Annotated in this window: 20 protein-coding genes; 16 read left to right on the top strand and 4 right to left on the bottom strand. The window is 45.9% G+C overall.

The window, feature by feature from the left end:
• Positions 1–50: 50 nt before the first annotated feature.
• The 12 genes from LEUMU_RS0119345 (at position 51) to LEUMU_RS0119290 (ending at position 12301) form a co-directional block, all read left to right on the top strand.
• A complete protein-coding gene (locus LEUMU_RS0119345; RefSeq protein ID WP_342664676.1) occupies positions 51–1316 on the top strand; it encodes an ABC-three component system protein in 1266 nt (421 codons plus the stop codon).
• Positions 1313–1816: a three component ABC system middle component gene (locus LEUMU_RS0119340; RefSeq protein WP_022953955.1), complete on the top strand. Its 504-nt coding sequence runs from the start codon at positions 1313–1315 to the stop codon at positions 1814–1816. Before LEUMU_RS0119345 ends, LEUMU_RS0119340 begins: the two co-directional genes overlap by 4 nt.
• The gene (locus tag LEUMU_RS0119335) at positions 1813–3777 is read left to right on the top strand and encodes a DUF3732 domain-containing protein (protein WP_022953954.1); all 1965 of its coding nucleotides are present in this window, start codon (positions 1813–1815) and stop codon (positions 3775–3777) included. Before LEUMU_RS0119340 ends, LEUMU_RS0119335 begins: the two co-directional genes overlap by 4 nt.
• A gap of 518 nt (positions 3778–4295) precedes the next feature.
• Complete coding sequence (gene tnpC, locus LEUMU_RS26915; RefSeq protein WP_022953953.1) at positions 4296–5762, top strand: IS66 family transposase; 1467 nt, start codon at positions 4296–4298, stop codon at positions 5760–5762.
• A 79-nt stretch (positions 5763–5841) separates the two neighbouring features.
• Positions 5842–6009 carry a BrnT family toxin gene (locus LEUMU_RS28640; protein WP_084708143.1) on the top strand — a complete coding sequence of 56 codons (168 nt, stop codon included), beginning with the start codon at positions 5842–5844 and terminating at the stop codon, positions 6007–6009.
• Positions 5969–6292 (top strand): BrnA antitoxin family protein, encoded by a 324-nt coding sequence (locus tag LEUMU_RS0119325; RefSeq protein ID WP_022953952.1) that lies wholly within the window; start codon positions 5969–5971, stop codon positions 6290–6292. Before LEUMU_RS28640 ends, LEUMU_RS0119325 begins: the two co-directional genes overlap by 41 nt.
• Before the next feature lie 527 nt (positions 6293–6819).
• Positions 6820–8073: an ATP-binding protein gene (locus LEUMU_RS0119315; RefSeq protein WP_022953950.1), complete on the top strand. Its 1254-nt coding sequence runs from the start codon at positions 6820–6822 to the stop codon at positions 8071–8073.
• Between the two features lie 173 nt (positions 8074–8246).
• A complete protein-coding gene (locus LEUMU_RS0119310) occupies positions 8247–8765 on the top strand; it encodes a Spy/CpxP family protein refolding chaperone (RefSeq protein WP_022953949.1) in 519 nt (172 codons plus the stop codon).
• Positions 8766–8979: 214 nt separating this feature from the next.
• Positions 8980–9204, top strand: a complete 225-nt coding sequence (locus LEUMU_RS0119305; RefSeq protein ID WP_022953948.1) for a hypothetical protein — start codon at positions 8980–8982, stop codon at positions 9202–9204.
• On the top strand, positions 9201–9578 hold the full coding sequence (locus tag LEUMU_RS0119300; RefSeq protein WP_022953947.1) for a type II toxin-antitoxin system VapC family toxin: 378 nt from the start codon (positions 9201–9203) through the stop codon (positions 9576–9578). The genes LEUMU_RS0119305 and LEUMU_RS0119300 overlap by 4 nt, the downstream gene beginning before the upstream one ends.
• 15 nt (positions 9579–9593) lie before the next feature.
• Positions 9594–9821 carry a hypothetical protein gene (locus LEUMU_RS0119295; RefSeq protein WP_022953946.1) on the top strand — a complete coding sequence of 76 codons (228 nt, stop codon included), beginning with the start codon at positions 9594–9596 and terminating at the stop codon, positions 9819–9821.
• A gap of 302 nt (positions 9822–10123) precedes the next feature.
• Positions 10124–12301, top strand: coding sequence for an RHS repeat domain-containing protein (locus tag LEUMU_RS0119290; RefSeq protein ID WP_157474402.1), 2178 nt, complete (start codon positions 10124–10126; stop codon positions 12299–12301).
• A 41-nt stretch (positions 12302–12342) separates the two neighbouring features.
• Here the strand turns inward: LEUMU_RS0119290 and LEUMU_RS0119285 are convergent, their stop codons facing one another.
• Positions 12343–12867 carry a protein N-terminal glutamine amidohydrolase gene (locus tag LEUMU_RS0119285; protein ID WP_022953944.1) on the bottom strand — a complete coding sequence of 175 codons (525 nt, stop codon included), beginning with the start codon at positions 12865–12867 and terminating at the stop codon, positions 12343–12345.
• A 186-nt stretch (positions 12868–13053) separates the two neighbouring features.
• Between LEUMU_RS0119285 and LEUMU_RS0119280 the strand changes: the two genes are divergently transcribed.
• The gene (locus tag LEUMU_RS0119280) at positions 13054–13575 is read left to right on the top strand and encodes a Spy/CpxP family protein refolding chaperone (protein ID WP_022953943.1); all 522 of its coding nucleotides are present in this window, start codon (positions 13054–13056) and stop codon (positions 13573–13575) included.
• Positions 13576–13644: 69 nt separating this feature from the next.
• On the opposite strand, the gene LEUMU_RS0119275 is transcribed toward LEUMU_RS0119280, so the two are convergent.
• Positions 13645–14799, bottom strand: coding sequence for an alpha-hydroxy acid oxidase (locus LEUMU_RS0119275; protein WP_022953942.1), 1155 nt, complete (start codon positions 14797–14799; stop codon positions 13645–13647).
• 263 nt (positions 14800–15062) lie between these two features.
• Here LEUMU_RS0119275 and LEUMU_RS0119265 point away from each other — a divergent pair, with 263 nt between their 5' ends.
• The 3 genes from LEUMU_RS0119265 to LEUMU_RS0119255 all read left to right on the top strand — a co-directional run bounded on the left by LEUMU_RS0119265 (position 15063) and on the right by LEUMU_RS0119255 (position 16960).
• Positions 15063–15365, top strand: coding sequence for a GlyGly-CTERM sorting domain-containing protein (locus tag LEUMU_RS0119265; RefSeq protein ID WP_022953940.1), 303 nt, complete (start codon positions 15063–15065; stop codon positions 15363–15365).
• Between the two features lie 155 nt (positions 15366–15520).
• Positions 15521–16261, top strand: coding sequence for a tetratricopeptide repeat protein (locus LEUMU_RS0119260; RefSeq protein WP_022953939.1), 741 nt, complete (start codon positions 15521–15523; stop codon positions 16259–16261).
• A 33-nt stretch (positions 16262–16294) separates the two neighbouring features.
• Positions 16295–16960 carry a glutathione S-transferase family protein gene (locus tag LEUMU_RS0119255; protein ID WP_022953938.1) on the top strand — a complete coding sequence of 222 codons (666 nt, stop codon included), beginning with the start codon at positions 16295–16297 and terminating at the stop codon, positions 16958–16960.
• Between the two features lie 137 nt (positions 16961–17097).
• Here LEUMU_RS0119255 and LEUMU_RS0119250 read toward each other — a convergent pair whose 3' ends face one another.
• Both LEUMU_RS0119250 and LEUMU_RS0119245 read right to left on the bottom strand, forming a co-directional pair.
• On the bottom strand, positions 17098–17682 hold the full coding sequence (locus LEUMU_RS0119250) for a DNA-3-methyladenine glycosylase I (protein WP_022953937.1): 585 nt from the start codon (positions 17680–17682) through the stop codon (positions 17098–17100).
• 12 nt (positions 17683–17694) lie between these two features.
• On the bottom strand, positions 17695–18939 hold the full coding sequence (locus tag LEUMU_RS0119245) for an alpha/beta hydrolase (RefSeq protein ID WP_084708142.1): 1245 nt from the start codon (positions 18937–18939) through the stop codon (positions 17695–17697).
• Positions 18940–18968 lie beyond the last annotated feature (29 nt).

Raw genomic sequence — 18968 nt, 5'->3', positions numbered from 1 at the left:
TCTAGAATATAGCAATAATGCGCCTGTCACTATGAAATTCTTTGGCTAAAATGTATTATGTTTACTCAGCTACTAACCCATCCCCCACTATGAGCAGCAAACAAAACTATAACCCCAACGCATCTGCATCAATGCTTGGCTACATATATCAAGTGCAATATGCACTGTATATGTGTTTGGAAATGCTCACCAAGATAGATGACCCTGATGAGCATAATATTTCTCTAGAAAAGTTGGATGACATCGCATTTGACCAAAATGGCTCTGTGTCGTTTGTTAACCAAATTAAGGGGCACGACTTAATAGAGTCGGAAGATGCAGTAGAGAATCTAACTGATCGAAGTTCAGACATTTGGAGCACGTTTAGAGTTTGGGTCAAATTGATTAACGATGGTGACGCTAAACTTGGAAAAACAGTATTTAGATTAATCACAACTCAATCTTACTCACAGGTCAGTGTCGCAAGCTATCTAAGTGATACTAAAGACCGAGATCCCGCTGAAGCTCTTAAACTGCTACAAGAAATTTCTACAGAAACATCCAATAAAACGAACAAAGAAGCCTATGAGGCGTTTCAATCACTATCACCAGCCCAACTAAATATTTTTATTGATTCTGTTTACATGATTGGACAGTCAGAAGATATTGATGAAATAAACCAAAAAATATCCCGCTATTGCCGTCAATATGTAGCTCGTAACAAAGCCACACCCTTCGCAGAGAGATTGAATGGAAAGTGGAATGAGCTATGCACTTCCTCCCTGCAAAAGAATCCAACAGGCGTAATCAACTTGGGTGAAGTGCAGGCTCTCATTGATAGCTTCAGACCTGAATATAGAGATGACAATTTACCCGCAGAGTTTGCTGACAACCTTCCAAAAGCAATTAACATAAATAAAGACAACAGAAAATTTGTACAGCAATTACGACTTATTAACCTACCGAATATATTTATCAAGAGTGCAATAATTGATTATTTTCAGTCTTTTAAGCAAAGAGACAAATGGGCAGCGGATGGGCTTCTCAACCCCGGAGAACTAGGGAAATATGACCGCCGCTTGATCAGAAAATGGGCTGAGTTTAGAGAAGAAGTTGAGATGCTTGAACCTCACAATACTGAAGAAGAAAAACTCAGAGCAGCGTATCAACTTTATAAAAAGTGTCGATCTGAAGGCACATTGCCTATTAGGAGAGACTTTATAGAGGAATACGTGGCGAAAGGAAGTTATCACATGCTTTCTGACGATCAAAAAATCGGCTGGCACTTCAATTACCTTGATTATTTGAAGGCTCAAGAAGAGGACGACGCAGCATGATTTTCATGGGAAAACAGTTTTCACAAGAAGAGCTTAATCTAAATAACCCTGCTTACGTTGGAACTCTACTATATCAGTCCGTTCGAGAGTATCAGGATAAAAGCCAATCAGGCATGCATTGCGGACTGATTTACCTAGTAGCCCCATTATCAATATCTGTCAGGTACCTAGAGATATTACCAAAAAATATAAGCCCATCAATTTCTTCATGGGCAAAGCAATATGAAGGTGAGCTATCGGGGTTTCCTGAATCTGTGTTTGCTTACGCTGATATCGTGAACTCATCTATTGCCTTCTTGCTGCAAAGAGAAATGCTAGTGCTTGATGATATGGGGTACTTTCACTTATCTGACAGCTCAACTCTCCCAAAGAGGCCAGATTATGTCCGTAACGACATAAGGTTTAATAGAAGCTACCTGTCTGCTGGTTTACTTGGTCGTTGGTTCTCTCAAGCCGCTGCTGTTGAAAGTGTTTATGCCCAACTAGGAATACGACCATGATGATGCAAATTCAAACTATTTGTTTATATGGCAAAAACAGGAAGAGGCGGGAAATTGATTTCAAGCTTGGATCTGTCAATATTATCACTGGGGCATCGAACAAGGGAAAAACGTCTCTAATAGACATTATTGGCTACTGCTTGGGTGATAGCGAATGTACGATTAAGGCTGGGCGAATCCCTGAAACTGTTAGTTGGTACTCTGTATTACTACAGCTATCCGACTGCCAAGTTTTTATAGCTAGGGCAGCTCCGCTAGATGGCATAAAATCCAATTCTGCCGCATATATGTTAACCGGACACAAGGTAAAGCTACCCGAAACACATGAGCTAACAAATACTCATAACATTGATAGCATCGTTGATTATTTAACATACAAACTAGTAACGCCGAAACCACCTGAGGGGGTGGAAGTCAAAACTAGCTTTGATAAGTCTAAATACTACTTATTTCAAAGCCAGACTGAAATAGCAAATAATGATATTTTATTTCATCATCAAACAAGACCTAACGTAACGAAAATCATCAAGGATACGTTGCCGTACTTTATTGGCGCTGCCGACGATAACTACCTAGATGATATCCAAAAGCTAGCTTCAGTTAAAAGAGCGAAAGCCATCTTAGTCCGCCAGAAAAAAGAGCTTACGTCTTCAAAAAATAAGGCTTTAGCAATAGGTCACGGTATTTTAGCTGAAGCAGTTAGTGTTGGATTATCTACAACCAAAGATTTAATTCCTGATGAAAAAACACTACTTGTAGAGTTGGAAAAATTATCTCGATGGCCATATTTCGAAAACCAAGAGGAGGTAGAAGCACCAAACGACAACGACAACGACAACGACAACGACAACGACAACGACAACGATCCTATACTAAAGCTAGAAAAAGAGTATGACCGTTTATCTAAAGAGAAGGCAATCCTCCTAGCAAGAATAAGAGAAGCAAAAAGCTATCGCGATGCAGAATCTGGCTACTATAGAGCAGTCGAAACTCAGTCATTTAGACTCAGGTCTATTCGCCTGCTCGAAAAAACCCAAACAACAGAGAACTGCCCCATTTGCGAAACACAACATGTGGGGGAATCAAAAATTGATGTTTCGATTCATAATGCACTCAGTGAATTAGAATCGAAATTAACCAACATTAATAGAACAAAACCTGATGTTACCAACTACCTAAAAGATTTAGAGACAGAAAGGGTAAAGCTTATTTCTGAGCAAAAAAAGGTTGGGGCTTCGTTAAAAAAATTACGCGATGCTGATACCGAATTGCTTAAAAAGGCCAAGGAAGACATTTCACGTGCGAAGGTTGCCGGTCAGTGCTCACTATTCATGAAAGATAGTAGCTGGAACAAAGATGAGCGAGGCTACACTAATCAGATAGCACTTTTAGATGAAGAAATAAAAAAGCTATCTACCGAGCTTGATCCAGCAACGCTAAAAGAGCGACTAAACTCAAAACTCAACTGTATTGCCGATGACATGACTGAGTGGGCTCGCGACCTAAAACTAGAACATAGCGATGGATTAGTTAGACTAGATCCAACAAAGCTTTCTGTTGTTATAGATAAAGCAGATGGACCTCTTTCATTCAGCAATGTTGGTGGAGGAAAGAACTGGTTAGGCTACAACCTAGTGACACACTTTGCCTTAGCCAAATGGTTTATAGAACAAGCAAGGCCTGTGGGGAATTTCTTATTTTTAGATCAACCTTCAGTTGGCTACTTCCCTAATCCAAGTTCAGGACTTGGTGATCTGTCAGAGATTGAAGCAGATGATGAGCGAGAAGTTGTCCGGGCAATCTTCCTTTGGATATTCAAAATAGTTAAGTCTTTGAACTCTGAACTACAAGTCATAATTACAGACCACGCAGATATTAACGAAGATTGGTTTCAAGAGGCAGTAATCGACAATAAGTGGCGGGGAGACTATGCCCTCATTCCTAAGGACTGGTACGAATGAAATTTCAACATAATTTAAATTAATAGGTTTAAATGTATTAGTTGTATTAGTTCCGACTTCATCTGACACTTCAGCTTGATCTGAGGAGAGTTACCCGTTTTGATAAAGGTGTCGAATCTTTAAATCAAAACACCTTGCTTTACAAAATATTTTCCCCTTCCCGCACTCATTACAGTCACTGCGTAGTAACAACCAAAAGAGCCTGCTTTTCTTATGAGAAGCAGGCTCTTTTTGCCTATGCGGTAGCGGAGTAAATATAAGCAGCCAGTAACATACATCCCACAACTATCAATAGCATATTTGCTTTAATGAAATTTAACATCGCTTTTCGTTAGCCCTTCCGAATACAAATAGAATAAAGCACCCTACCATATTATTTTTCATTTCCCATCGCTTTTGAAAGCAATTCCAAACCTCGCTTAGTCTTGCCTTTACCGCGTTGAGCTCTAAGCCTATCTTGCGTTATACGTAACCCTTCACGGGGTTGCATTTAGGCCACAATTCGTTATGATTAAACAATGAACAAACTAACTGAGGCGCTTTTCAATCACCAACTGCCCGCGGATCTGGCGGCGTCGCAGCGTCTCAATCGTCAGTTATTGGATTTAGTGACCCAACTGGAACAGCGTGTCGCTGAGCTGGAAGACATCGCAGGCAGCGGGAGTTCTTCCAGAAACTCCTCCAGACCACCGTCCCAGGATTCACCGGAACAACGGGCTAAGCGCGAGAAGAAGCCTAAGAGTCCTCGCAAGCAAGGAGCCCAGCCGGGTCATCAGGGTCATCAACGCGTTCGGGTAGAGCTGTCTGCGACGGATGAGCAAGTTCATTACTACCCAGGCACTCAATGCACCTGTGGTGCGGTGTGTGATGTCGCTCAGGAGCCTTATCAGCGACATCAGGTCTTTGACCTGCCTGAGGTTCGCAGTCAAGTCACTGAACATTGTCTTTATGAGGCAATCTGTCCGGGTTGCCGCAAGCGTCAGGTGGCTCGCTTGCCAGACACGGTTCCCTGTGGGCAAATGGGGCCGGGACTGGTCAGCTGGATTACGCTGATGAATGGCGCTTATGCCTTATCGGTGTCAAACATTCAACGCTTACTGAAAGATCACTGGCAACTCGCCTTCAGTACCGGTGCCGTGAGCCAGGCCACCCGCTCGGTCACGGGATGGTTGCTGCCGCTGTATCAGCAAGTGGGTCAGGCGGTACGGAATTTATCCGTTGCTCATGCGGATGAAACCAGTCATTACCGCAATAATGAGCAGCGTTGGCTTTGGGTGCTGTGTTCCTCGCAAGTCGTCTACTTTCTAACGCATCATTCTCGGGGTAAAGGTGCCGCGAAGGGTTTACTGGATAATTTTGAGGGTATACTGGTCACTGACCAACATGGCGGCTACAACGATTATCCGGTCGAAAAGCGCCAGCTTTGCTGGGCGCATATTATCCGTAAGTTTCGGAAAATATCAGAACGTGTGGGACGGGCCGGGGTGCTGGGGAAACAACTCTGGCGATTATCCCGCTTGATTGTACACTGTCGTAATCGTTGGCGATCGGGCGGCTATTCTGATGCTGGCTACCACACACGAATGCGACGATTCAAACAGGCGATCCATACGCTACTGTGCCTGGGGTGTGAGACCGCGCCCGCTGACCCGTTAAAAAAAGCCAGCAAAACAGCCAATCAGTGCAAACGACTGCTGGCGGATGAATCGATGCTCTGGACGTTTTTGCAGGATCGCGCGATTCCCATGACCAACAATGAAGCAGAACGTGCGATACGTCCTTATGTGATCTGGCGTAAAACCAGTTTCTTCAGTCAGTCTGCCAGAGGAGATCAGTTCCGTCCGGTGATTCTGACTCTGACTGAAACCTGTAAGCGGTTGGGCTTAGGCGTTTATGGACTATTGAGAAAAGTCTGTGAACAAGGCCTGTGTGGTGAGGCTATTACCGTACGGCTACCCTTAGGTCAGCACGCTATATCAGCGTAAGCCCCCCGTGAAGGGTTACGCGTTATACCATCTAACCTCTATAGTATTTACATAATTGTATTAACAATAAAGTAAGTACATGCGATTTGAATGGGACGAAGATAGATGGGCTACCATCGGAGTAGCCGAATTTAATACCCTGTACGTTGTCTACACCGTAAGAGGTTATGATGACACACTCCGAATAATTTCAGCGAGAAAAGCCAATGCCAAAGAAGAAAGAGCGTATCGTCAGGCACAATTTTGATCCTGAGAACCCACCAGTCTTGACTGTCGAACAGAAAGAAGAAATGAAAGCGTTATCGGAAATGTCAGACAAAGACATCGATTACAGCGACATTCCACCAATGGATGAAACTAAACATTGGCATAAAGCAGCCGAACACCCTGCACTCTATCGTCCGCTTAAAAAACCAACCACCGTGCGCTTAGACGCTGATGTTTTAGAGTGGTTAAAGTCCAAAGGCAAAGGCTATCAAACTCGGATTAATGCCATTCTTAGAGAAGCTATGCTGGATGAAATTAAATAATTGATAAACACAGTTACCTGTGTGCCTGAGCTAGCGCATGATAAATAGAATCAGCTTAACGCGGTTTACAACTACTGAAAATGCTTTACTTAATAATGACATAGCAAAAATTCAGTACCAGTCCATCGGGCATGAGGACTAGGATAATAATGAAGCGTGGTGAAAATTCTGCTGATCGGAGAGCAGCATGCAAGCCTCTTCCGAAAGTTGTTCAGGGCTTCCCGCTGCCCATAGCAAAATGTGTGTATCGAGCTGTAACTTCATAAGCCACCACCAAACAGTTGCTCAATTTCATCCTGACCCATTTGATCAAAATCATCAGGAACTGACAACAGCCGTATGAGCGTGACTATTCGCCCAACTTTCTCAAGATAAGTCATGACTGGATGCTGTTCGTGAATTATTTAAGTCTTTATAAATTTACAATTAGACGGAATTTTATTTTCAATTAGTCGCAATGAAACTTTCAATTAGTCAGGCTTGAATTTACAATTAGTCAGAGTTCTACATAGCTTTGGTGACCAAAAATGACAACGCAAACACAGTACTACCCCCGCTTTTCTAAAGGCATTCTTCAAGATGCGATAGAAGATAGCCCTGTCATTCTTATTCACGGAACACGCCAGTGCGGCAAGACAACCTTAGCGTTGCAGCTAGGTGAAGCACTTGGCTATCACTACATCTCATTTGATGATGACTTACAGCGACAGGCTGCATTAGCCGATCCTATTGGCTTCATTCTCAGCTTACCTGAGTACGTTATTTTAGATGAGGTACAGCGTGTACCCGAGCTATTTACCAGTATCAAGACGTCTGTTGATAATAACCGTAAAGCGGGCCGCTTTATCCTGACAGGCTCAGCCAATATTTTGTTACTACCAAAGCTAGCTGACTCTTTAGCAGGTCGCATGGAAATCATTCATCTACGTCCGCTCTCTTGCGCTGAGATCAGTAATCAAAAGCCTAATTTCTTAAGTCAGTTGTTCGCTGCAGACTTCGGTCGTGCAACGAATAACGGTCAATATCGTCGTTTAGGGTCGACTCTGGCAGACACCATCGTGAGAGGCGGCTACCCAGCCGCACTATCCAGACCCACAGAAAAACGTCGTGCAAATTGGTACAGAGACTACATTACGACGATTGTTCAGCGAGACGTACAAGATTTAACCCGTATTCAAAATCTTGAAATGCTACCTCGCTTATTGAACATGGCTGCGGGGCAGACATCTCGTTTATTTAATGCAACTAACCTAGGCGCGCCCTTTGCACTCAGTGCGCCAACGATTCGAGAGTACTTAACGCTATTACAGCAAGTGTTTTTAATCGAGCAGCTACAGCCCTGGCATAGCAATAGGCTCAGCCGCCTGATTAAAACACCCAAACTACATATTGCTGATACCGGGCTAGCTTGTGCATTGCTCGGAGTCACCAGTGAGACGCTTTGGCAAGACAGAGCGCTACTTGGGCAACTGCTAGAAACATTTATTTATCAAGAGCTCCGTAAGTACGCCGATTGGCATGAGCAGCAATTAAGCTTTTATCACTTCCGCAACAAAGAGAAAGTGGAGGTGGATATTATTATCGAGCAAGGACTAAAAATCGCTGGCATCGAAATTAAAGCGGCTGCCACAGTCACCAATAGCGACTTTAAAGGGCTAAATAAACTGAAAGAATCCATCGGTGATCAGTTTGCTGCGGGCGTAGTATTTTATGATGGCGAGAGTATCGTACCTTTTGGTGAGCGGTTGTTTGCTGTACCTATTAGTGTGTTGATACCTTAAGCCGAACAGTGAAACTTTAATTTTGATTTTCCAATTAGCCGCCGTCTTTACACTTCCCCACACCCGTTTACAGTACCTTTACGCCGCCCTTACCCACATTAACAGTTACCCATTACATAATTCTCCCATCGACGAACAATACGTCACAACTTAAAAACAAACGAGAATTAAAAATGAAAAAGGCAATCTTAGTCACATTATTAGCAAGTACTTTGGGTTTAGGCGCAGCAGCAGTTCATGCAAACGATGCATCGGATACTCGCGGCGGCCAAGGCTACTCTAAGCACGAAGGCGGCAAGCACGCCGGTAAGCATCGCGGCGGTCGCAAGGGTGGCGGACACATGATGAAGCGCATGGCTGAAAAGCTAAACCTGACTGAAGATCAGCAAGCGCAGATCAAATCATTCCGCGAAGCGCAAAAAGCGCAACACCAAACACTGCGTGAGCAAATGAAAGAGCTACGCACTGAAACACAGGCTCTGGACACCAGCAGCGCTGATTACCAGAACCAAGTAGCGGCACTGGCTGATAAGAAGGCGAACCTGGATCGTGCTTCATTTATCCAGCGTAACGAAGCGCGCCAACAGTTTGAATCGGTATTGACCGCTGAGCAACGCACCATGCTGAAAGACATGCAGGAAAAACGTAAGAACCGTGTCGAAAAGCGTGGCGGCCACCGCAACGCGGGTTAATCCCCAAGCTAGTTAACTCTCCTCCTTGTAGATTTTGGGCAGCTCTTTCGGGCTGCCTTTTTTATGATGGGGAGAGCATTGTGCCATTTGGTGAGCGGCTGTTTGCTGTACCGATTAGTGTGTTGGTTCGCTGATTTTATAACGGTATGAATGACAGCAGCTTAATAGGTGATGTACAATTGTGATGTATAAAACTATAAACTGAGGTGACACCATGCACAGGACACAGATTTACTTCGATGACCCCTTGTTCTCAGCGATTAAACAACAAGCATCCAGATTAAACATCAGTGTTTCCGCCTATATTCGGGAGACGTTAAAAAAAGAGCTATCTCGTCAACAGGCAAAGTTAGAACCTATTGACTTTAATGAGTTTGCGGGCATGTGGGAAGACCGTGACATCTCTCAGGAAAGCTTAAGAAAGAAGGCCTGGAAATGATCATCCTGGATACCAATGTTCTAATTGAAGTACTCAAAAATAATACAGAGACGATCAGTACGCTTTCCAAGCTGCAAGAGCCGCTGTTTATCTCGACAATTACGTCGATGGAGTTGTTTTATGGTGCACGTGACAAGCAGGAAGTGAAAATGCTAGGTCGTTTTTTGGAAAAATTTGAGCACTTTCCTCTGGACGAAAGCATTTCTTATTGCGCGCTCAAGTTGGTGCGAGAGTTTGCTAAGAGCCATACTTTAGATATTCCTGACAGTCTAATTGCTGCATCAGCTTTGACAAACCAGGCCAGCTTATTTACTTATAACACCAAGGACTTTCGGTTTATTCCAGAAATAAAACTTCTGGATATACATATTTAAATTCAGCTACTTACAATGAAAAAGGCAATCTTAGTCACATTATTAGCAAGTACTTTGGGTTTAGGCGCAGCAGCAGTTCATGCAAACGATGCATCGGATACCCGCGGCGGCCAAGGCTACTCTAAGCACGAAGGCGGCAAGCACGCAGGCAAGCACCGCGGCGGTCGTAAGGGTGGCGGACACATGATGAAGCGCATGGCTAAAAAGCTGAACCTGACTGAAGATCAGCAAGCGCGGTGGTAAGCACAACGCTGAGTAATCCGCACACTCAGTAACATCTCACGACTAGTTAATACTGGGGCAGCTCTCTTGGGCTGCCCTTTGATGATAAGTCGGTGTATGTCACCGGTCAGTGGAGTGAGTATCGCATTCACTTAGGCAATGCGAATACTTATTTGGGTAAAAAACACCTGTGTATTGATGCGGATGAGTCGGGAATAGAGTCGGCGCACGCTTTCCAGCAAATAGCACTTAACTCAATTGGTCATAGAGTGGCTTATAGCTTAGTATTAACGAATAACATTAAGCCAATAAGAACCCATTCAATGACCAGCAGACAAAAAATAAGTTACAAATTTACAAAGCGCTTATCTTTTCCAATTTTATTGAGTCTCAGTCTGGTTGCCTGCGGCTCGGGCAGTTCATCGGATAAGGCAGCCACTGACTCGGCTGTATTAACCGGAAAAATCTCTGGTGTGACGCTAGAGGGCTTGAGCTACCAAACACCATCACAGTCCGGCAAAACAAGTGCAGACAGTACATTCAGCTATAAAGAAGGCGAGCTGGTTAGCTTCTTTATTGGTGACATATCACTGGGGCAATCTGCCGCCGCTGCGGAGATCAGCCTGTTTGATATGATGGGAATTGCCGAGCCGGAGACCATTACTCAGGGTGTACAAACAAAACTGAGAGCTACTGCTTATCAGTCTAATCGAAGCCCAAAAACCTTCCTGTTTGAACGCATGAGCAACCTCATCGTATTTTTAACGGCAATTGATGAGGACGGTATTTTTTCAAATGGCGTCACCGTTCCTGCGCAGCTGGAGAGCATTGCTCAGGGTAAAACCATTGATATCATTGGTAAACAGATTGTTGCCTTTAAAAGCCAGCTGGAAGACAGCAAGCTCTTGAGCGAGGGAGCCTCTGAAGGTCTCTGGCCAAGCAAGCCAACCATTGTGCTTCCCGGCGTTGCGCTAGATGCATTTTACGACAGCATTGGCATGACCCCAGAGATCTACACCACATCGAAGCGACTCATCGATACCAACAGTGATGGCATTTACGATGGTCATGACGATTTAGCCTTTAATTACACCTTTGACGATGCCGGAAATATAACAAGCGAACATAAACAAATTATCGGCTCTGAAGCGGACGTCGAGTTTACCCGCTACGCGTATGATGCCAATGGCAAGCTCACCGGCACCTATATCGACTTCGGTGATGATGGCACGATGGACCGTCAACAAGAGTGGGCGTATGACGCCAAAGGCCATGAAACACTCAATCAAACTGACTTAAATGGCGATGGTATTTTTGAATATCGCACCACTCATGAAATCAACTATCATCCCGATGGCAGCCTCGCTTATTACAAAGAAGTCACTGAGCGCTATTCCGATACTACCGGTGTCTTAGAGTCGTCTGAGACGACGATTAAACAATACGATACCGAAGGAAGAGGCAACTATTACGAGCAGTCATATCACATACCTGCGGAAAATATCTTTGAGGGCCAAAGCGAACGCTATACCCATGACTCAGCAGGCAACGTAACCAAAGTTGAAGAAGATAAAAACCTGGATGGTGTAATCGACGTCATTCATCGTTATGAATTTGACGACAATAATAAGCAAACATTGGCAGAGTCCGATTTCAATGCTGATGGCACGCCAGATAGCGTCGTGGTTACCATGACTGATGCGGCTAGTAACCAAGTCACCATCAGCTATGACAACTTTGCCGACGGCGTTCCCGAGCAAGCCGACGGCATTATTGACTCAGTGGCGGTGCTAGACTACGACAGCCACGATAACAAAATAAGAAGCCGCCTTGACCACAATAATGACGGTAGCTACGAGCAGGAAACCACTTGGGGCATCACCTACGACGCTGAAGGGCGAATACTCAGTAACAAGCAGGTAAGCACGACCTCGCCGGAAGAAAACCACCTCATCACTTACACCTACGATTCGGAAGGCAGAATGCTCACTCATCAGCGAGTTGGCGACTCCGAACAGGTTCGAAACTACCTGTATACCTATACTTATGATGAGCAAGGGAATGAGACAACTTACTCCGCAGCCTTTGATGACTCTAGCATTTCAGTGGTGTTTCATGATGAGTTTGGCGGGCAAACGATTACTGAATATGACTCAGAGGGTGTGGCTACCTATACCAGTTCGACCTTATTTGATGAGCGAGGTAACTATCTCGGAAGCGCCTATATTGAAGGTAATAGCGGCGTCGCACAGAACAAAACAAAAATGACGTACAACGACAATGACCAACTCACCAACGAACACTACTTTAACGGTGGCGAGGAATATTTATCTAAAGAATACCGCTATGACGAGCAAGGCGAGCTGTCCTCAACAATGACTACCAATTATATGTACCCGCCAGAAAGTAGTAGTCGCTATAGCAGTGAGACTTACGAATACGTCAATATTCAATCGTGGAAAGCCCTGTTCACTCGCTTCTACAGAGAGCGGGATAAGTAAGTCCATCGGGGCAGCTCTTTTGGGCTGCATTTTTTATACAATCATCCAAACCGCTCAAGTACCTCAGACAGATTCATTACCTCGCCAAATTCTAAATCCCACATATCCGCAAACCGACTCAGATTACTACTCGACCGACTAATCAGCGGCCAAGGCGGTGGTGGTGCACTCCAACCCTGCTCGGTTTTCATATGCCTACGATCTGACAAAAACGACTCAACAAATTTACCCGCCGGGATCACCCGAAACATTGGTATCAAGTCTTCAGGCAGCAAACGCTCATCAATAAATGACCAGGCAAAGTACTCCTCAAACGGAGTTGAAAAAGGCAGCGTGCTATTAAAATCGAGAATATTCCCAGCGTGAAGCATCACCACATGATAATCCCAGCAAACCAAGTGCCCTTTACCTTCCCCGCCCTGCTGGCAGAGCATGGCAAAGTGCTCACCATAGCCTGAAATAAATAACACTTGCCCGTCTGCATACTGCGGGTTCTGACACAGCTGCCAGATATTTTCCTCGCAATAGTACGGCTGATAATGAAGCCCAGCGGTTGTCTTAGTCATCAGTTAGGTCTCCGGTTATTGGGCAAATCCCATGGAATTCTATTGATAAACAGAAGCCATAAAAAACACAAAATCACGTTTACAGTACCTTTACGCTGCCCTTACCCAAACTAACATTTACCTGTTACATAATTCTCCCATCGACGAACAACACGTCACAACTTAGAAAACAAACAGGAATTAAAAATGAAAAAGGCAATCTTAGTAACATTATTAGCAAGCACTTTGGGTTTAGGCGCAGCAGCCGTTCATGCAAACGATGCATCGGATACTCGCGACGGTAAAGGCTACTCTAAGCACCACGATGGCAAAGGCAAACATGCCGGTAAGCGCGGCGGTCGTCACGGTGGCGGACACATGATGAAGCGCATGGCTAAAAAGCTGAACCTAACTGAAGATCAGCAAGCGCAGATCAAGTCATTCCGCGAAGCACAAAGAACGCAACACCAGACACTGCGTGAACAAATGAAAGAACTGCGTACTGAAACACAAGCTTTGGATACTAGCAGCGCAGACTACCAGAACCAAGTCGCCGCACTGGCTGACAAGAAAGCAAACTTGGACCGTGCTGCATTTATCCAGCGTAACGAAGCGCGTCAGCAGTTTGAATCAGTATTGACCGCTGAACAGCGCGCAACACTGAAAGAAATGCAGGAAAAGCGTAAGAACCGTGGCGGCAAGCGCGGTGGTAAGCACAACGCGGAATAACGTTTAAGTAGTAACAGGATCTCTCCTCCTGGATAGCTTTGGGCAGCTCTTTTGAGCTGCCTTTTTTTATTAGCGCGACGCCTTAGTCAGCCTGCCTGCTAGCTGATCAAGCCGCTGACAACCCAGTTGCGTCATATTGTTTTTCAAATCATTGCGCAGAATCTCAATGGCATGATTACCACCAGCTTCGCCCAATGCCGCAACACCATACATAAACGGACGCCCCAGTAATACAAAGTCTGCGCCTAACGCGATGGCACGAATCACATCTAACCCCGTGCGCACGCCACTATCAAACAGCACCTTGATCTCATCACCAACTGCCGCTTTGATTTCAGGCAGCACATCTAATGAAGCTGGCACGCCATCACATTGACGCCCGCCATGGTTCGATACAATTACCCCATCCAAGCCCATCGCCGCCGCTTGCTTAGCCTGCTCCACATCCAGAATGCCTTTTAGTAGAATTGGGCCATCCCACTCTTCCCGAACGGCTTTTAGGTAATCCCAATCCAAGGAACCACCTAATGCTTTACCCATATAGGCGGTCATATTTTGCATGTCTTTACCATCGATGTACTTTTCTAATCCACGAAACGCAGGTTGACCATAGCGTAAAGTTTCCAATGTCCAATGCGGGCGCATTGCGGCATGGAAAATAGTACGCAAACCCGTTTTAGGTGGCACAGTCACACCGGCACGTGTTTGGCGCTCGCGGCAGCTACCAGTAGGTACATCGGCGGTGACCATTAAGGTCGTAAAGCCGGACTCTTTGGCGCGCTTTAATAAATCCTGACGCAGCTCGGGCAAGCGTGGCGGGTAGAGTTGAAACCAGCCCATGCCATTAGTTAATGGCCCGATGGTTTCAGGCGCTTCGGTCGCAACGGTACTTAAGCCGTAGGGAATTCGGTGTTTGGCCGCGGCCTTAGCTAGAATTTTCTCCGCACCCGGCCACATTAAGCCTGTCAGGCCAACCGGAGCCACACCAAATGGCATAGCGTAGTCCACACCAAATAAGGAGGTACTGATATCAGGCTCAAATACGCCCTGCATAAACTGAGGCGTTAAGATGACATTGGAAAAAGCCGCACGATTACGAGGCACGCAATCCTCTAAGCCAGTCCCGCTATCTAAGTACTCCCAAGCAAAATGGGGAATGCGGCGCTTGGCTTTACGCGCCAGATCGGAAATTGCAGGGTATTTGTTGTGAAGATTCTGACTCATAAATGTTGCTGCTCCTGATTGATACCGGCAAGACAGAGGATGATCCTAAAACAAGCTATTCAGCTGTCACAAGCGGTTCTTTACAATAGCATTGCATCATTCACTCAAACAGTAAGCGATGCAACTGTCTCGCCACTACCGTTCATTCCTTTGATTACTTTTGTCCCACCAAAAGATACCTCCAATCCTGACACCGCTGGTCGCTCACCGCCGCACTCCTTATAACGTCCCCATGCATCACGTTGTTCGATTTCGGAGTTAGAATGTTCACCTCACACAATAAGGCGCTTTATGTAATACTGCTGATCGCCAGCTTGTGCGGGACTGCGACGGTGCAAGCAAAGCACCAATCATCTGGCTCAAGTGTGCAAACCATAAAACCGAATAAGCACAACAACCCGTACCACCACAATACACGCATTAGAACGACACCTCCGGCTCACGCTCCGCGCCCCGGTGATGTACGAAATCCAGTAATTCTCAATAACCCGAATGGCGGCAGCGGCAGCACTTCGTGGTTATTATGGTTGCTACTGCCACTGCTGTTAATCAGTCGGCGCAAGTAGGTAACCAGTACCTAATAGGGGAACTTTCAGGGGCTTATGGCCCCTATTTTTTTGCTCATAATTAACTATATTTAAAGCAGCAGAATTTAGAATAAAGCCTCCTATATGCTATCGTAAAATTCAAATAATCAATAAGCCTTGTAAGGTGGTGTGCTATGCCTATTTTTATTCTCACGATTATCGTTCAAATCGCGCTGGTTGTTCACGTGATGAAAACCGGCCGCAATACGATGTGGATCTGGGCGATCGTTATGCTTCCCGCGATTGGCGCTATCGCCTATTTCTTCGTCGAAATACTACCTTCCTTAATGCAGACGCGGACCGGCTGGCAGGCTAGGAAGGGCCTTGAAAAGCTAGTTAACCCCAATCGGGACTTCAAACAAGCCAGCAATAATTTTGAAGTTGTCGATACCGTGGAAAACTCTTCACGCTTAGCCGCGGAGTATCTGGAAAAAGGTGAGTACGCCGAAGCGAAAGCACTGTACGACAAGTGCCTAACCGGCCTTTATGAAAATGACCCTGATCTGCTGTATGCACGCGCTCAGGCAGAGTACGGTCTGGAGCAGTATGCCGAGACTAAGCAAACGCTGGATACGCTAATTAAAGAAAACCCGCAGTACAAAAATGTGGATGCGCATTTGCTCTACGCTAAAACGCTGGTCAAGCTGGGTAACAACGACTTGGCACTCAAAGAGCTGGAGGTACTGAACGAAACTTACCCCGGCCCGGAGGCCACTTATCGCTACGCTATGCTGTTAAAAGAGTTGGGCAAACCGCAGCAAACACAGGAATTACTTGAAGGGATTATGAAAACAGCTAAACTCTCTGACAAGCATTACCGTGCTCGCTATAAATCATGGATTAATTTAGCCAAAAGCGAGCTTGATTCCGTTTGACTGTTCAGCCATTTTTGCATCAGGAGTTTCATCATGCATCTTTACATCGCGTATAAAAATTACTCGTCTTGGTCGCTGCGACCTTGGATTATGATGCAAGTTGCCGGCATTCCATTCGAAGAGACCGTATTGCCTTTTTATCACAGCGACAGTTTGGATAAGCTTGGCCAGCGCTATCAGATTCCTGCACAAGTGCCCGTGCTGGTGGTGCAGGATAATGTGATCTGGGATAGTTTGGCGATTATGGAATACCTAGCTGAACAATATCCGGATCGCGGATTGTGGCCGGAAGAGTCCGCCCTACGGGCGCTGGCTCGCAGTGCTGCCTCAGAAATGCACAGTGGCTTTGCAACATTGCGTGGCACTTGCCCAATGAATTGCCGTAGCCAAAAGCGTCTCACTGAAGAAGCTGCCGCGACCTTGGCCGGAGACCTCAACCGCCTTGCTGAAATTTGGGAACACTTCGAGCGTGCAGAAAAGCCGGAAGGTGATTTCTTATGTGGCCAGTTCAGTATTGTGGATGCCATGTATGCGCCCGTAATGTGGCGAGTGGTTGGCTATAGTTTGGAAGTTTCCCCAGCCTTTAGCAAGTGGGCTGAAGCGATGCAGGCAATACCAGAGATGCAAGATTGGCTGGATGCGGCAAAAGCAGAAAGCTGGACGATTGAAACTTACGAGGCTGCGGGCGAAACGGTTTAACCCGAGGCTCGCGATCAAGTCGGTTTAGCCTATTAGGGTGAACCGACTAAAGAAATATGGCGTTATCTGTTATTCAGCAATTCAGCAATTCAGCAATTCAGCAATTCAGCAATTCAGCAATTCAGCAATTCAGCAATTCAGGCTTTATGGTAACGCCAGCAATCAGTCAAATGGTCATCTACCAGCCCCACTGATTGCATATAAGCATACATAATCGTGGGGCCAACAAAAGTCATTCCACGCTTTTTAAGATCTTTGGATAGCGCTTCACTAATTGGTGTAGAGACTGGTACTTGCGCAAACTCATCCCAATGATTCAACTGCTGCTTGCCATCCACATACGCCCATAAGTACGCATCGAAGCTGCCAAATTCTTGTTGAATCTTCAAAAAGGCAATGGCATTTTTACGTGCCGCGAACACCTTTAACTTATTGCGCACGATGTTTGGATTCAGCAAGCGCTCTTGCAACGCTTCATCCGTCATCGCCGCCACTTTCACCGGATCAAAGTTATGAAACGCCGCTCGATAACCTTCCCGCTTATTAAGTATAGTTTCCCAGCTTAAACCAGCCTGTGCGCCTTCCAATATAAGCATCTCAAATAGAAACTGATCGTCATGCTTAGGGATACCCCATTCCACATCATGGTACTCGGCATAGCCCTCTTTTCCGGGCTTGCCACCAAAGCAACGTTTCTTGCCATCAAGGCTCGGCTCTAACATCGTGTTATCTCTTTATTTGGCGGCGCTCCAGGCACCGGCGTGAAACTGTAACTCGGCCAAACCATTTGGCATGCCATTCGCTTGACGCACATTCCAGATATTCACAAAGCCATGATCAACGCCTGCAAACACTTGATATTGGTGCTTAATACCTAAGTCGTTCAGATGCTTATGAATCACAGCAGACGATTGACGCCCTAAATTCAATTCAAACTCATCCCGGTCACCAATTGAAATACGCAGCGGAATGCCGGATTTGCGCAGCATGTCTTGGTTCTGCGCCGCAAGCTGCATGGTTTCTGGCAAGGCGTAATCACTTACGAAAGCATTAGCCACTGCAGAGGAAAATTGCTGTGGATATTTCAGTGCATAATGAATCGCACCACGTGCGCCACGGGAGTGACCATGAATTGACGTTGTTTGTGCCGTCATGCCCGCATGGAACTCGCGACGTAAAAAGGCGCGTAGCTCATTACCACTATCGCTGGTCAGCAAGGTTTCATTGCGTGGCGATGACCACTGCTCTTCCTCGCGACCGTTAATGCGGCCCGTACGTAAAGACACGATCACCATGGGCGGAATCAATCCGCGGTTGATCCAATCATTCAACTGGGACGCCGGCACACTTTGCGGGAAGCTGTGCTCCCAACCCGTTTGGCCGTGCAAGAAAATCACCAGCGGATAGGTGTTTTTAGTGTGTCGCTGCCATTTAGGCGGCAGGTAAACCGAGTAATCCACCACGCCACGCCAGGGGCTGATAAAACGAGAATACGTGTAGTCACCGAGCTTTAAATCATTCACCAGCTGCCAAGTGTACACCGCTTGTTGCGTGACCCCTTTGCGACTGCGCAGCAAGGAGTCATCACGAATAAAGCGCTGTGGGCGGCCATCAAGTACTAAACTAAAGCGGTCGTATTTACCTTCATTGGAATACTGAAAGTCGATCTGTCGACCACCGGGCAAAGTGTAGCGTGTGGCACTAACCGGCGTAAGCTCGGAAGCATTTTTCCCGCTATACACCAATAACTTACCGCCCTCTTGTCGAATGTCGAAGGTACTCTCGGAGCCTTCAAATAAGCTATAACGCCCAACCAATTCCGCAGGTACGGGTGGCCTGTCTGGCACAATGGCTTTCACCGGCTTGGGCGGCGTCACTTTTACCGGAGCCACCGGCGCTTGAGTCGGCACACTGGAGCAGCCCGCCACCGTGAGTAAAGTCATTAGTATTGTTATGTGTGCCAACCGCTTCATAGTCATTGTTATCTCGTTGTGACAAGTGTGCAGAA

Source organism: Leucothrix mucor DSM 2157 (genome assembly GCF_000419525.1).
Lineage (GTDB): Bacteria > Pseudomonadota > Gammaproteobacteria > Thiotrichales > Thiotrichaceae > Leucothrix > Leucothrix mucor.
The sequence above is the reverse complement of the archived record's forward strand: the minus strand, read 5'-3'. Positions and strand labels throughout refer to the sequence as shown.

What these genes read in the sequence shown, in the direction of transcription:
- LEUMU_RS0119345 (WP_342664676.1), top strand. Translation starts at nt 51, where the DNA reads ATGTATTATGTTTACTCAGCTACTAACCCATCCCCCACTATGAGCAGC.
- LEUMU_RS0119340 (WP_022953955.1), top strand. Translation starts at nt 1,313, where the DNA reads ATGATTTTCATGGGAAAACAGTTTTCACAAGAAGAGCTTAATCTAAAT.
- LEUMU_RS0119335 (WP_022953954.1), top strand. Translation starts at nt 1,813, where the DNA reads ATGATGATGCAAATTCAAACTATTTGTTTATATGGCAAAAACAGGAAG.
- tnpC (WP_022953953.1), top strand. Translation starts at nt 4,296, where the DNA reads ATGAACAAACTAACTGAGGCGCTTTTCAATCACCAACTGCCCGCGGAT.
- LEUMU_RS28640 (WP_084708143.1), top strand. Translation starts at nt 5,842, where the DNA reads ATGCGATTTGAATGGGACGAAGATAGATGGGCTACCATCGGAGTAGCC.
- LEUMU_RS0119325 (WP_022953952.1), top strand. Translation starts at nt 5,969, where the DNA reads ATGCCAAAGAAGAAAGAGCGTATCGTCAGGCACAATTTTGATCCTGAG.
- LEUMU_RS0119315 (WP_022953950.1), top strand. Translation starts at nt 6,820, where the DNA reads ATGACAACGCAAACACAGTACTACCCCCGCTTTTCTAAAGGCATTCTT.
- LEUMU_RS0119310 (WP_022953949.1), top strand. Translation starts at nt 8,247, where the DNA reads ATGAAAAAGGCAATCTTAGTCACATTATTAGCAAGTACTTTGGGTTTA.
- LEUMU_RS0119305 (WP_022953948.1), top strand. Translation starts at nt 8,980, where the DNA reads ATGCACAGGACACAGATTTACTTCGATGACCCCTTGTTCTCAGCGATT.
- LEUMU_RS0119300 (WP_022953947.1), top strand. Translation starts at nt 9,201, where the DNA reads ATGATCATCCTGGATACCAATGTTCTAATTGAAGTACTCAAAAATAAT.
- LEUMU_RS0119295 (WP_022953946.1), top strand. Translation starts at nt 9,594, where the DNA reads ATGAAAAAGGCAATCTTAGTCACATTATTAGCAAGTACTTTGGGTTTA.
- LEUMU_RS0119290 (WP_157474402.1), top strand. Translation starts at nt 10,124, where the DNA reads ATGACCAGCAGACAAAAAATAAGTTACAAATTTACAAAGCGCTTATCT.
- LEUMU_RS0119285 (WP_022953944.1), bottom strand. Translation starts at nt 12,867, where the DNA reads ATGACTAAGACAACCGCTGGGCTTCATTATCAGCCGTACTATTGCGAG.
- LEUMU_RS0119280 (WP_022953943.1), top strand. Translation starts at nt 13,054, where the DNA reads ATGAAAAAGGCAATCTTAGTAACATTATTAGCAAGCACTTTGGGTTTA.
- LEUMU_RS0119275 (WP_022953942.1), bottom strand. Translation starts at nt 14,799, where the DNA reads ATGAGTCAGAATCTTCACAACAAATACCCTGCAATTTCCGATCTGGCG.
- LEUMU_RS0119265 (WP_022953940.1), top strand. Translation starts at nt 15,063, where the DNA reads ATGTTCACCTCACACAATAAGGCGCTTTATGTAATACTGCTGATCGCC.
- LEUMU_RS0119260 (WP_022953939.1), top strand. Translation starts at nt 15,521, where the DNA reads ATGCCTATTTTTATTCTCACGATTATCGTTCAAATCGCGCTGGTTGTT.
- LEUMU_RS0119255 (WP_022953938.1), top strand. Translation starts at nt 16,295, where the DNA reads ATGCATCTTTACATCGCGTATAAAAATTACTCGTCTTGGTCGCTGCGA.
- LEUMU_RS0119250 (WP_022953937.1), bottom strand. Translation starts at nt 17,682, where the DNA reads ATGTTAGAGCCGAGCCTTGATGGCAAGAAACGTTGCTTTGGTGGCAAG.
- LEUMU_RS0119245 (WP_084708142.1), bottom strand. Translation starts at nt 18,939, where the DNA reads ATGACTATGAAGCGGTTGGCACACATAACAATACTAATGACTTTACTC.